A 13,516-nucleotide genomic window follows, 5' to 3' on the forward strand; every position below is an offset into this window, starting at 1 on the left:
ACCACCATGCGCACCCAGGTCGCCATCATCGGCGCCGGCCCCGCCGGCCTGCTGCTCGGGCAGCTTCTGCACCGCAACGGCATCGACGCCGTCATCCTCGAGACCAAGAGCCGCCAGTACGTTGAAGAGCGCATCCGCGCCGGCGTGCTGGAGCAGGGCACCGTCGATGTGCTCAACGAAGCCGGCGTGGGCGAACGCATGCGCCGCGAAGGGCTCGTGCACCATGGCATCGATCTGCTGTTCGGTGGCAAGCGCCATCGCATTGACCTGACGGCGATGTCCGGCGGCCGCTCGATCACCGTGTATGGCCAGCACGAGGTGGTGAAGGACCTGATTGCCGTCCGCGTGGAACAGGGCGCCCCGCTGCTGTTTGATGTGAGCGACGTCTCGGTGCGCGACATTGACTCCACCACGCCATCGGTGCAGTTCGTTCACGATGGCGTGCCGCAAACGCTGCAATGCGACTACATCGCCGGCTGCGATGGCTTTCACGGCATTTGCCGGCCCGCCATTCCGGCGCAGCGCCAAGCGGTGTTCGAGCGCGTCTATCCGTTTGCGTGGCTCGGCATCCTGGCGGAAGCGGCACCGGCCGCCGACGAGCTGATCTACGCCAGCCACGATCGCGGTTTCGCGCTGTTCAGCATGCGCTCACCCACGATCACGCGGCTCTACCTGCAATGCAAGCCGGATGAGAACCTCGCCGAATGGTCCGATGCCCGCATCTGGGACGAACTCCACACGCGCCTGGAAAACAACGACGGCTGGCATCTCAAGGAAGGCCCGATCCTGCAGAAAAGCGTCACGCCGATGCGCAGCTTTGTCTGCGAGACGATGCAGCACGGGCGGCTGTTCCTTGCCGGCGACGCCGCGCATATCGTGCCGCCCACCGGCGCAAAAGGCATGAACCTGGCCGTGGCCGATGTGCGCGTGCTGGCGCAGGCGTTGACGGCCCGTTACCGGCAGGGCGAGACCACGCACCTCGCGCGTTATTCCGAACGTTGTCTGCAACGCGTCTGGCGCGCCGAGCATTTCTCGTGGTGGATGACGTCGATGCTGCATCGCTTCGACGACCACACGCCGTTCATGCAGAGGCTGCAGCGCGCCGAGCTGGACTACGTGGCGAGCTCTCCGGCGGGCGCGCGCGTGCTGGCCGAAAACTACGTCGGACTGCCGTTTGCCGATCCACCAGCCCTGGCGCCGGAAGCGATCCGGCACCCGGAAACGGCATAGCGGCGTTTGCAACGTTGGCATATTTCCCCGATCGCGGCGGCGCGCCGGCGCGGTCTAAATCAAACGTTGTCGCCGCTTTCATCGCCAGGCAAAACGCACGGGTGTATAGTCGGACAGCACTCGACGTTCAAGAAGGGGGCAGTTGCGATGGACACTTCGCCGGCGGGCCAATACAAAGGCTTCGACATCTATCCGTTGGCTTACCAACATGAACGCACGGCACGCTGGCCGGAGGCCAGGGAAGACCGCAGCTATAACGCAGCCGTGATGATTTGTCGGGCAGGGGAGTCGCCCGAACCGGGGCAGACACAGGTGTTCCGCCTCTCGGGGGATCAGCAGTTCACCAATGTGGGGGATGCACGCGTGGCGGCGCTGCGGTTTGCCGAAACCATCATCGACGGCGGTGTGCCGCACATGCCGCTTGCCGACAGCGCCTGAAACAGCGCGAACCCTGCCGTGGTAGAATAGCGGGCGAATCCGGCTGACCGCCGGGCCGAGATGGTCCATGGCAGCCGAGTCCAGCACCGGGGTTCCCCCCGCGTCGAGCAGGGAGGCGCGCAACTGCGACCACCACCCATTCCTCGCTTGCACTGAAAACAGCGCACGCCATTGGCGGGCGCGATTTGTGTTTGGTGCGATTCGGACCCCCCATAGCCCGCTGTCCGGGCTGAGATGATCGCAGCGACACGGCTGCATGCCTGACGGGGCATGCCTCCGGGCTCTGGCGGGTCATCACACCATTGCAACCATGACGCAGCCGCGCGCTGCACACAAAGGAACGAGTTTGGCCAAGGAAGAACTGATCGAATTTGAAGGGGTGGTCTCGGAAGCACTGCCCGATAACCGTTTTCGCGTGCAACTCGAAAACGGCGTGGAGATCTGGGCGTATGCGTCGGGCAAGATGCAGAAGCACCGCATCCGCATCCTGGCGGGAGACCGTGTGAAGCTGGAAATGTCGCCGTATGACCTCACTAAAGGTCGTATCAACTACCGGCACAAGTAAGGCGCCCCACATCGCCGATACGCCCACCAGACGGGCGTTTTGAAGAAACCGCGTACTCGGAATGGGGCGCGGTTTTTTCTTTATCGTTGCATAAGCAGTGTTAAATTCCGTTGAACTACGCGCAACTTCCGGTATCATGCGCGACAGGTTGTCAGCCGGGGGGAACGTGTTGGCAGTCTGCTGTTGCAGGGCTTTTCATCTTTGTGAAGCCGCGTCTCGCCTTCGGGTGAGGGGCGCCCCATCTGTACCAGTTCTCAAATAAGCGCGGCCCGCCGGTTAACCTGGCAGAGCGTCATCGCGCATTCCATTCGCCGGCCGGGGCGTCTTCTGACGCTTGCACCCGTTCGGTGCTCAGTGTGTCAACCACAAGTTGTTAATCACATCGGGATACCGCACAGGTAGGACGGCGCTTGTCCACCAAATTTGGGCGTAACGTTTGCGTCCGAGGGAACAGAAAACACAATGTTGGAAACCAAGAAAGCAGCACAGAGGGCGGCGCGCTTGAGCCAGCGCGTCGTAACGGGGCTGGCGGCGGCGGTAGCGCTGACGGGCCTGGGTATGCAAACTGCCTCGGCACAGGCCACGCGCCCGAAGGCACCGATCTATGGCGTTACGCTGGACGACGTCAGCAGCATCAACGCGATCGTGGCGTCGCTCACACACCTGCCGTACAAGCCGACGGTGCGCGTGGTGTTTGATCCGGGTACGTCGGCCGCCGATTACTACGCCCCGCTGGTGAAGCTCCACCAAGTGGCGTACGTGATGGGTGAAGTCATGGACTCGTACTATTTCCCCGTGGATTCTGCGACCTACAGCGCACGCACCAATGAATTGGTGGGCACGCTGAAGAACGTGGTGGACGTGTGGGAAATCGCCAACGAGATCAATGGCGAGTGGCTGCGCGCCAATCCGAGCGGCCCGACCGCCACGGCCACCACGCAGGAGCAGGCAATCGGCCAGATGGTTGGTAACGCCTACGACATCGTGAAGGGCGCGGGCGGTCTGGTGTCGGTGACCATGTACTACAACGACGACGGCAAGGGCACCAACTGCTACGAGCTCTCGATGGACTCGTGGCGTACCTGGGCAACGAACTTCCTGCCCTCGCGCGTGCGTCAGGGTACGGATTATGCGTTGTTCAGCTACTACCCGTACCAGGACTGCCCGGGCCTGAACCCGAGTTGGGCCAACGACTTCAAGCTGCTGGAAAGCATCTTCCCGGTGGCCAAGGTCGGTTTTGGCGAGATCGGTACGTCGAGCACGTCGGCGCCCTTGTCGGTGCAGCAGAGCCTGATCAAGTCGTACTACCCGATGGGTACCACCACGATGGCCGCCGACCCGCGCTTCATCGGTGGCTACTTCTGGTGGAACTACGTTGAACAGATGCTGCCGTACAGCACCAGCTCGTACTGGAGCCTGCTGAACAACACCATCAAGCCGCTGACGGCACCGCAATAACGAGGGGCTTTTAAGCCTCCGAACCCGAGGGACGGGACACCGCGCCGGACGGTTGCAGCATTCCGGCAACAAAAACCCGCGTCGGCGCGAGCTGACGCGGGTTTTTTCTTTGTGCGCAGGTCGTTAGCCGCGCGACGCGAGGTAGGTGCGGAACTCGTCTGCGACTTCCTTGTGCTTGAGCGCAAATTCCACCGTGGCCTTCAAGTAGCCGAGCTTGCTGCCGCAGTCGTAGCGCACGCCCTTGTAGCGATAGGCCAGCACTTGCTCCGCTGACAGCAGCGATTGAATGGCATCGGTCAGTTGCAGCTCGCCGCCGGCGCCCGGCTTCAGGTTGCGGATGTGATCAAAGATGCGCGGTGTCAGGATGTAGCGACCGACCACGCCCAGGTTGGACGGCGCATTCTCCGGCGCCGGCTTTTCGATGATGCCCGACATCTTGATCACGCTGCCATCTTCTTCCCACGGGCGGCCATCCACCACGCCGTACGAGCGGCTCTGTTCGGGGTCGATTTCTTCGACGCCGATCACCGAGCAGTTGTAGTGGTCGTACAGGTCGACCATCTGCTTCATGACGGGCGGGGTGCCGTCCAACAGGTCGTCCGCCAGGATGACGGCGAAGGGCGCGTCGCCGACGAGCTTTTCTGCACATTGCACAGCGTGGCCCAGGCCCAGCGCTTCGGGCTGGCGCACATAGAAGCAATCCACATGCGACGGCTTGATCGAGCGCACGACCTCCAGCAGGGCAGTTTTCTGCTTGGCTTCGAGCTCGGCTTCGAGTTCGTAGGCCTTGTCGAAGTGGTCTTCAATGGCGCGTTTGCTTCGGCCCGTCACGAAGATCATCTCGGTGATGCCGGCGGCCATGGCCTCTTCCACGGCGTACTGGATCAGCGGTTTATCCACCACCGGCAGCATTTCCTTCGGGCTGGCCTTGGTGGCGGGCAAGAAGCGAGTGCCCAACCCAGCAACAGGGAAGACGGCTTTGGTAACACGTTGCATCGTAGTTTCCTTGACGACGTTTGATTCTGACCCGACAGATTCGGCAACAGATCAGGCAGCCTGCACAGGCAGGCGCGCAATCTGCGCTTCCAGTTTGGCGAGCGTGGCTTTGAAATCCGCCAAGCGCTTCTGTTCTTGTTCCACAACGGCTGCCGGTGCGCGGGCAACGAACGATTCGTTGCCGAGCTTGCCTTCGGCCTTGGCGATCTCGCCGCGCAGACGGTCGACTTCCTTGCCCAGGCGAGCGTGTTCAGCCGCCACGTCGATTTCGATCTTCAGCAGCAGCTTGTTCTCGCCGACGATGGCGACCGGGGCGCCGGCGCCGTCCTGCTCCATCGCGGCGGCATCGGTGTAGACCTTCACTTCCGACAGCTTGCCCAGCGCCTGCACGTACGGTGCGGCGACCTGCAGGAATTCGGCATCGCCGTTGGCGTACAGCGGCACGCGCTGCGCGGGGGAGATGTTCATCTCGCCGCGCAGGTTGCGGCAGGAATCCACCAGGGCCTTGAGCTGCTGCACCCACTGCTCGGCCTGCTCGTCGATCTTGGTGAGCGCGGCGCGAGGGTACTCTTGCAGCGCAAGGCTCTCGGTGCCGTCACCCTTGGCGCGGCCGGCCATTGGCGCGACCTTCTGCCAGAGCTCTTCCGTAATGAACGGGATGATCGGGTGGGCCAGGCGCAGCACGGTTTCGAGCACGCGCAGCAGCGTGCGGCGCGTGGCGCGCTGCTGGGCGGGCGTGCCGGTCTGGATCTGCACCTTGGCGAGTTCGAGGTACCAGTCGCAGTACTCGTCCCAGACGAACTTGTAGATGGCGTTGGCGATGTTGTCGAAGCGGTAGTCGGCAAAGCCTTTCTCCACTTCGGTTTCCACGCGCTGCAGCAGCGAGACGATCCAGCGGTCGGCTTGCGAGAAGTCTAAGTAGCCTTCGGGGCCGCAATCACCGACGCATTCCTGCATGCCGCAGTCCTGGCCTTCGGTGTTCATCAGCACGAAGCGCGTGGCGTTCCAGAGCTTGTTGCAGAAGTTGCGGTAGCCCTCGCAGCGGCCCGGGTCAAAGTTGATGCTGCGGCCCAGCGTGGCGAGGGAGGCGAAGGTGAAGCGCAGCGCGTCGGCGCCGAACGCCGGAATGCCTTCCGGGAATTCCTTGCGCGTGCGCTTTTCGACCTTGGGTGCATCCTTCGGGCGGCGCAGGCCGGTGGTGCGCTTGGCCAGCAGCGGCTCCAGCGCGATACCGTCGATCAGATCGACCGGGTCGAGCGTGTTGCCCTCGGATTTGCTCATTTTCTTGCCTTCCGAATCACGCACGAGGCCGTGCACGTAGACGGTGTGGAAGGGCACTTCGCCGGTGAAGTGCAGGGTCATCATGACCATGCGCGCCACCCAGAAGAAGATGATGTCGTAGCCCGTGACCAGCACGGTGGAGGGCAGGAAGTGCTTCAGCTCAGGCGTGTCGGCCGGCCAGCCCAGCGACGAGAACGGCACCAGTGCCGACGAGAACCACGTGTCGAGCACGTCGTCGTCACGCGTGAGGGTGCCGGTGTAGCCCTTGGCCGCGGCTTGGGCCTTGGCTTCCTCTTCGGTGCGGCCGACGTACACGTTGCCGGCTTCGTCGTACCACGCCGGAATCTGGTGGCCCCACCACAGTTGACGCGAGATGCACCAGTCCTGGATGTTGTTCAGCCACTGGTTGTATGTGTTCACCCACTGCTCGGGCACCAGCTTGATCTTGCCGCTCTCCACGGCGTCGAGCGCCACTTCGGCGATCGAGTGACCGGGGAAGCGCGTGCCTTCCGGCGCCGGCTTGCTCATGGCGACGAACCACTGGTCGGTCAGCATCGGCTCGATCACGACGCCGGTACGGTCGCCGCGCGGCACCATCAGCGTGTGTTTTTTCACCTCGGCCAGCAGGCCTTGGGCTTCGAGGTCTTCGACCATCTTCTTGCGCGCGTCGAAGCGGTCCATGCCGGCATAGGCGGCCGGCGCATCGGCGACGATCTTCGCGTCGAGCGTCAGGATCGACAACTGCGGCAGCTTGTGGCGCTGGCCCACTGCGTAGTCGTTGAAATCGTGGCCCGGGGTCACCTTGACCACGCCGGTACCGAACTCGCGGTCCACATACTCGTCGGCGATCACGGGGATCTGGCGATCGGTCAGCGGCAGGTGAACGAACTTGCCGATCAGGTGGGCGTAGCGCTCATCTTCCGGGTGCACCATCACAGCCGTGTCGCCGAGCATCGTTTCCGGGCGGGTGGTGGCGACCGTCAGGTGAGTCAGGCCACGCACGGCGTCCGGTTCGGCCAGCGGATAGCGGATGTGCCACAGCGAGCCTTCTTCCTCTTCGCTCACCACTTCCAGGTCGGACACGGCGGTGCCGAGCACCGGATCCCAGTTGACCAGACGCTTGCCGCGGTAGATCAGGCCCTGCTCATACAGACGCACGAACACGTCGCTGACGGCACGCGACATCTTCGGGTCCATCGTGAAGTATTCGCGTTCCCAGTCGATCGAGGCGCCCATGCGGCGCACCTGGCGCGTGATGGTCGAGCCCGATTGCTCTTTCCATTCCCACACCTTCTCGACGAATTTCTCGCGGCCCATGTCGTGGCGCGACACGCCTTGCGCGTCCAGTTGGCGCTCGACGACGATCTGCGTGGCGATACCGGCGTGGTCGGTGCCCGGCACCCACAGCGTGTTGGCGCCCGACATGCGCGCGTGGCGCGTCAGGCCATCCATGATGGTCTGGTTGAACGCGTGGCCCATGTGCAGCGTGCCCGTCACGTTCGGCGGCGGCAGCTGGATACAGAAATCCGGCTTGCCGGCTTCAAGCGTTGCACGAGATACGCCCATCGCTTCCCACGCTGCGCTCCACTTTTGCTCGATGGTGGTGGGTTCGAAACTCTTGGCGAGGGCTTGGTTTTGATCGGTCATGCTGACAGGGGGCGCAATCCGCGCAAATAGACGTTTGGCCCACAAAAAATGGCGGGCGAAAGCCTTGAATTATACGACCTGTCGGTGTCAGGCACCGGCGAGGCGGGGGAGGGGGCCGGTATAATTTCAGGATTCTGCCGAGGCTTCTCCCGCATGTCCGACCTGCTCGCCAATCTGAACCCCGAACAACGCGCTGCCATCACGCTTCCCGACGAATCGGCGCTGATCCTGGCGGGGGCGGGCAGCGGCAAGACGCGCGTGCTGACCACCCGTATCGCCTGGCTCATCCAGAGTGCGCGGGTGTCGCCCTCGGGTGTGCTGGCCGTCACGTTTACGAATAAGGCGGCCAAGGAAATGACGGCGCGCCTGCAGGCCATGCTGCCGATCAACACGCGCGCCATGTGGATCGGCACGTTCCACGGCCTGTGTAACCGCTTGCTGCGCGCACATTACCGCGATGCCGGCCTGCCGCAGACCTTCCAGATCCTGGATACGCAAGACCAGCTTTCCGCAGTCAAGCGTCTGCTCAAGTCGCTCAACATCGACGACGAGAAATTCCCGCCCAAGAACGTCCAGTACTTCATCAACGGGGCCAAGGAGCAGGGCCTGCGCGCGGGCGATCTGGAAATCGCCAACGAATACGACCGCCGCATGGCTGATCTGTACGCCGCCTACGACGCGCAGTGCCAGCGCGAAGGCGTGGTCGACTTTGCCGAACTGCTGCTGCGCTGTTACGAACTGCTGCGCTACAACGACGCCATCCGCGCGCACTATCAGCGCCGCTTTAAGCACATCCTGGTCGACGAGTTTCAGGATACGAACAAGCTGCAATACGCCTGGCTGAAGGTTCTCGCCGGCCTGGGCGAGCCCGGTGTCACGCCCAACGCCATCTTTGCCGTGGGCGACGACGACCAGAGCATCTACGCATTTCGTGGCGCCAATGTCGGCAATATGGTCGACTTCGAGCGCGAATTTCGTGTCGAGCACCGCATCAAGCTGGAACAGAACTACCGTTCGCACGGCAACATTCTCGACACCGCCAACCACCTCATCTCGCACAACTCGCGCCGCCTGGGCAAGAACCTGCGCACCGATGCCGGCCATGGCGAGCTGGTGCGCGTTTATCAGGCCGCGACGGACGGTCAGGAGGCAGGCTGGATCGTCGACGAGATTCGCGACCGCATCGCCAGCGGCATGTCGCGCTCGGAAATCGCCATCCTGTATCGCAGCAACGCGCAGTCGCGGGTGATTGAGCACGCGTTGTTCTCGGCGGGGATTCCGTACAAGGTGTACGGCGGCCTGCGCTTCTTCGAGCGGGCGGAAATCAAGCACGCGCTGGCGTACATCCAGTTGCTGGAAAATCCGGACAACGACGCTGCATTCGGGCGCGTGGTGAACTTCCCGGCGCGCGGCGTTGGGGCGCGTTCGCTGGAGTTGTTGCAGGATGCGGCGCGGCTGTACGGCATTTCGTTGGCGGCCTCGGTACCGTATCTGACGGGCGCGGCCGGTACCAAACTCTCGGCGTTCGTGCGCCTGATCGAGCAGATGCGCGCCGACACGCGCCAGATGACGTTGCCCGAGATCGTCCAGCATGTGATCCACGCCAGCGGCCTGATCACGCATTACCAGGGTGAGAAGGAAGGCCAGGACCGCATCGAGAACTTGCAGGAACTGGTGACCGCTGCCCAGGCCTTTGTGGCCGAAGAGGGCTACGGCGTGGATGCGATTGCGACCGCATTGCCAGTGCGCCACGACGCGATGATCCGCATCGAGGGCGGTGAGACCGATACCGTCTCCGAGCTCGTTACCGACGAAACGCCGACGGAAATGACGCCGCTGGTCGCCTTCCTCACGCATGCCTCGCTGGAGGCTGGCGACAACCAGGCCCAGGCCGGCCAGGACGCTGTGCAGATGATGACCGTGCACGCCGCCAAGGGGCTGGAGTTCCACGTTGTCTTCATCACCGGGCTGGAAGAGGGTTTGTTCCCGCACGAGAACAGCCAGATGGAGAAGGACGGCCTGGAAGAAGAGCGTCGTCTGATGTACGTGGCCATCACCCGGGCGCGCGAGCGGCTGTATCTGTCGTTTGCGCAGAGCCGCGTGCTGCATGGCCAGATCCGCTATCACATCCGCTCACGCTTCTTCGACGAGCTGCCGGAAGACACGCTGAAGTGGTTGACGCCGCAGCACTCGGGCTACACCGCGACGCGTCGTAGCCAAGGCGAAAGCGGCGCCTGGGGCAAGGATTGGTTCAAGCGCCCCGAGCGCGGCGACGAAGACGCCTACACCGGCACGCGCCCCACCGGCGGCATGGACACCGGCAAGAACTACGCCGATGCCAAGCGCGCCGAGGCCACAGGCTTTCGCGTCGGCCAGTCGGTGTTCCACAACAAGTTCGGGGAAGGCGTCATCACGACGCTGGAAGGCGAGGGCGCCGAGGCGCGCGCCCACATCAAGTTCAACCGCCACGGGGTGAAGGTCTTGGCGCTGGGCATCGCCAAGCTGGACCCGATCAACTGAGCGCGTCGATCGGGTCGCGGGTGCAGATCAGGCCGTCGTGTCGGTCGTCTGGCCGGCGGCTTGCGTTACGTTGAAGCAGCCGCGGTAGGTGGCGTAGATCGAGCAGTACAGAACCGTCACCACGGCCATCTGGTAGGGCGCGATCAGTGCCGGTGCAATCGTGCTAGCGCCAACTGCGGCCAATGCGGCTTCCAGAAACGACGGCACGGCGACCATCAGCACGCCGAACAGCAGCCCGTACAGCAGGAATGGCATGCGGTTGCGCCAGACTGCGATCCAGCTGAAGAACAGCGCTTTCTTCACGGGAATCTCGTGCCACGCCACCAGCAGCGGCGAAAACCAGAACAGCATCGCCACCGGCAGATACAGCGCGAGCCCCAACAGGCTCAGCAGATACAGCTGACGTGCCATGTCCGGCGTGACGTTGCCTTCAAACACGGCTTTGGCGATGTCGGCATCGATCTGTGTCGTGATGACCAGGACGATGACGAAGCACAGTCCCACGTGCACCAAGCCCAAGCGCCAGAGGCCGCGCGCCGCATCCTTGCCGTATGCGCGAAAACCCGCCAGGAGCGAGCCCGGGCCGATCGGCTTGCCGGCCACCGTGTCGCGGCAGGCGGACATGTAGCCGACGAAGATTCCGGGTGCCAGCGCCACCAGCAGCAACGACAACACAGGCAACAGCAACTGCGTGGTCAATGCCGCAAAGGTGTACAGCATGGTCAGCAGCAGGAACGCGATCGGGTTCTTGCGGAACAGCCACACGCCCTGGCGCAGCCAGACGTAGCCTTGCTTGGCCGGTGCTTCAATCAGTTGCATGGTTGGGGAAGGTCCAGAATCAGGCCGTTGGCGCCAACCCGCTCGCGCAGCACGCGTTCGAAATGGGTCGGGTCATGCGGCTTGAGCAGTTCGGCATTGCGCGGCAGGTAGAAATCCCACAGGCGCGAGACCCAGAAACGATAGGCTGCGGCGCGCAGCATGTCTTGCCAGTGCCGCGCTTCGGTCTCGGTGAAGGGGCGCACGGCGTGGTACGCATGCAGCATCGCACGTGCCCGCTCGGCATCGAGCACGCCGGTGGCCAAGTCGATGCACCAGTCGTTGACGGTCACGGCCACGTCGAAGAGCCACTTGTCGACACCGGCGAAGTAGAAATCGAAGAAGCCGCCCAGGCGTTCCGGGTGCCCCTCATCCGCGGGCTCGAACAGCACGTTGTCGCGGAAGAGGTCGCAGTGGCACGGGCCTTCGGGCAGCGCGGCGTAATCGGCGCTGGCGAAGAAGCGTTGCTGATGTGCGAGTTCACTCTCCAGCAGCGCACGTGTGTCGCCATGCACGAACGGCACCACATCGGGTACCACCTCATTCCACCAGGGCAGGCTGCGCAGGTTGGGTTGATGGCGCGGATAGTCTTGTCCAGCCAGGTGCATGCGGGCCAGCATGTCGCCGACGATGGCGCATTCCGACACCGTCGGCGCCAGGTTCGAGCGGCCCGGCAGGCGCGTCACGATGGTCGCCGGCTTGCCGCCCAGCATGCGCAGGATCTCGCCATCGCGGCCGGGAATCGGCGCCGGCACGCTGATGTCGTGCTGCGCCAGATGCTGCATCAAATACAGATAGAAAGGCAGTTGCTCGAGCGTCAGCCGCTCGAACAGGGTGACGACATACTCGTGCGTCTGCCCGTCCTTTTCCGTGGTCAGGAAGAAGTTGGAGTTTTCGATCCCGGAGGGGATGCCGCGAAATGCGCGCACGGCGCCCACATCGTATTGATCCAGCCAGAGAGCGATCTCGGCGTCGGAGACCGGGGTGAAAACAGCCATGCTTCAGGAGTCGGAAACGGGTAAAAGGAGAGGGCGCGGCAAACCAGCATGACCGCGCCGATGCGCCAGCGGCGCAAGCATTCGAAAACTCAGAACTTGAGGACGTTGACCGAGGGCACCCGGTCGATATCACCGCGTTCACGGATGCGCGGCGAGCTGTCTTCGGGCTTGCTCAGGTTGTACGACGTACCCATGCCGGATTTGACGTGGATATCCGGTGCCTGGCCCTTCTGAAAGCGGTATTCCTCAACTTGCGTGCCGTCGTTGTCGCGGTACTCGAAGCTCGGTTTGACGGTCTCGTTGTGGATGGCGCCCCGCGTGGGTTTGGCGAGCGGCTGATTGTTGATCGCCTTGACGTCGGGCAGGTCCAGGCCGGCGCTGTCCTGCGTCACCTCGGCATGTGCGGGCAAGGTTAGGAAGAAGGCGGCGCCGGCCAGCACGGCTGCGTGCCGCATCAGGTGGGCAACGTTGGCAAAGCCGGAGCGAACTGGGGCGGCGGACGGGTAAAGCAGCGAATCCATGATGGACTCCGGCGAGTGATCTGGGACCCTACATTCTAGCAGTCCAGCCCCCTCGCCATCGTCCACCGGGATGGCGCCGATCGTCACCCCCATCGTTACAGATAGAACATCTCTTCCTTAGGCGGAATCGGCGAGGTGCCTTCGCGCTTTTCGTAGAACTCGTAGACGGCGTCGAGCGCCTCCTTGGGTTCGTCGACGATGCGCATGATGTCGAGATCGTGCTCGGCAATCAGACCCATCGGCAGCAGCGTGAAGCGGAACCAGTCGAGCAGGCCCTTCCAGAACCGGCTGCCGAACATCACCACCGGCACGCTGCGCGACTTGCCGGTCTGCACCAGCGTAAGCACTTCGGCCAGTTCATCCAGCGTGCCAAAGCCACCGGGCATCACGATGAACGCGTCGGAGTTCTTCACGAAGGTGACCTTGCGCGTGAAGAAATGGCGGAACCGCATCGAGATGTCCTGATACGGATTGCCTTGCTGCTCGTGCGGCAATTCGATGTTCAGGCCGACGCTGGCCGACTTGCCCGCGTGCGCGCCCTTGTTGGCCGCTTCCATGATGCCGGGGCCGCCGCCGGAGATGACGGCGAAGCCCGCATCCGAGAACAGCCGGGCGATTTCGATGGTGCGTTCGTAGTACGGCGAATCCTCGCGCAGGCGCGCGCTGCCGTAGATCGAGACGGCCGGGCGGATCTCCGAGAGGTACTCGGTCGCCTCGATGAACTCTGCCATAATCGTGAACATCTGCCAGGAGGCGCGCGCTTTCTTTGCGGTGGCGCGTTCCTCATCGGCGAGTGCCCGCAGGCTGGGGATCATCTTGCGTTCGGTGCGGCCGTGTGCGATGTCAGCTTTAGGCTCGTGCTCAACGCCGACCGTCACGTTGACGTCCATATCAGCCGTGGTGGCCTGGCGCGCGGGGCTGACCCCGGTCAGTTCCGTCGCGGACACATCAGCAGCCTGCTTCGCCACGCCGCCAGGTGTCGAACCTTCAGCGGAGGCGTCATTGTTGGAAGCGCCTTTTGGCGTTCCAGTCACATTAGAGTCCAT

Annotated in this window: 11 protein-coding genes; 5 read left to right on the forward strand and 6 right to left on the reverse strand. The window is 63.4% G+C overall.

The genetic code is table 11. The annotated features are described in order from the left end of the window. Nucleotides 1-6 precede the first annotated feature (6 nt). From pobA to ACN9M1_RS04290, 4 genes are all read left to right on the forward strand, one after another. On the forward strand, nt 7-1,230 hold the full coding sequence (gene pobA, locus ACN9M1_RS04275) for a 4-hydroxybenzoate 3-monooxygenase (RefSeq protein WP_426397680.1): 1,224 nt from the start codon (nt 7-9) through the stop codon (nt 1,228-1,230). A gap of 147 nt (nt 1,231-1,377) precedes the next feature. Continuing rightward, nucleotides 1,378-1,668: a hypothetical protein gene (locus ACN9M1_RS04280; protein ID WP_426397682.1), complete on the forward strand. Its 291-nt coding sequence runs from the start codon at nt 1,378-1,380 to the stop codon at nt 1,666-1,668. 346 nt (nt 1,669-2,014) lie between these two features. Then, entirely contained in the window at nt 2,015-2,233 is a 219-nt protein-coding gene (gene infA, locus ACN9M1_RS04285) for a translation initiation factor IF-1 (protein WP_004631109.1), read from the forward strand. Between the two features lie 462 nt (nt 2,234-2,695). Next, complete coding sequence (locus ACN9M1_RS04290; protein WP_426397684.1) at nt 2,696-3,691, forward strand: hypothetical protein; 996 nt, start codon at nt 2,696-2,698, stop codon at nt 3,689-3,691. Between the two features lie 123 nt (nt 3,692-3,814). On the opposite strand, the gene galU is transcribed toward ACN9M1_RS04290, so the two are convergent. Both galU and ACN9M1_RS04300 read right to left on the reverse strand, forming a co-directional pair. Beyond that, complete coding sequence (gene galU, locus ACN9M1_RS04295) at nt 3,815-4,687, reverse strand: UTP--glucose-1-phosphate uridylyltransferase GalU (protein ID WP_426397686.1); 873 nt, start codon at nt 4,685-4,687, stop codon at nt 3,815-3,817. A 51-nt stretch (nt 4,688-4,738) separates the two neighbouring features. Next, nucleotides 4,739-7,615, reverse strand: a complete 2,877-nt coding sequence (locus ACN9M1_RS04300) for a valine--tRNA ligase (protein WP_426397688.1) — start codon at nt 7,613-7,615, stop codon at nt 4,739-4,741. 153 nt (nt 7,616-7,768) lie between these two features. Here ACN9M1_RS04300 and ACN9M1_RS04305 point away from each other — a divergent pair, with 153 nt between their 5' ends. Continuing rightward, entirely contained in the window at nt 7,769-10,135 is a 2,367-nt protein-coding gene (locus tag ACN9M1_RS04305) for a UvrD-helicase domain-containing protein (protein WP_426397690.1), read from the forward strand. A 27-nt stretch (nt 10,136-10,162) separates the two neighbouring features. Here ACN9M1_RS04305 and ACN9M1_RS04310 read toward each other — a convergent pair whose 3' ends face one another. The 4 genes from ACN9M1_RS04310 to ACN9M1_RS04325 all read right to left on the reverse strand — a co-directional run bounded on the left by ACN9M1_RS04310 (nt 10,163) and on the right by ACN9M1_RS04325 (nt 13,516). Then, nucleotides 10,163-10,954: a BPSS1780 family membrane protein gene (locus ACN9M1_RS04310; protein ID WP_426397692.1), complete on the reverse strand. Its 792-nt coding sequence runs from the start codon at nt 10,952-10,954 to the stop codon at nt 10,163-10,165. Further along, entirely contained in the window at nt 10,945-11,949 is a 1,005-nt protein-coding gene (locus ACN9M1_RS04315; protein ID WP_426397694.1) for a homoserine kinase, read from the reverse strand. Before ACN9M1_RS04315 ends, ACN9M1_RS04310 begins: the two co-directional genes overlap by 10 nt. An 89-nt stretch (nt 11,950-12,038) precedes the next feature. After that, entirely contained in the window at nt 12,039-12,470 is a 432-nt protein-coding gene (locus ACN9M1_RS04320) for a hypothetical protein (RefSeq protein ID WP_426397696.1), read from the reverse strand. Nucleotides 12,471-12,565: 95 nt separating this feature from the next. Next, nucleotides 12,566-13,516, reverse strand: a complete 951-nt coding sequence (locus ACN9M1_RS04325; RefSeq protein ID WP_426397698.1) for a TIGR00730 family Rossman fold protein — start codon at nt 13,514-13,516, stop codon at nt 12,566-12,568.

Origin of the sequence: Ralstonia sp. R-29, from assembly GCF_049913345.1 — a bacterium.
Lineage (GTDB): Bacteria > Pseudomonadota > Gammaproteobacteria > Burkholderiales > Burkholderiaceae > Ralstonia.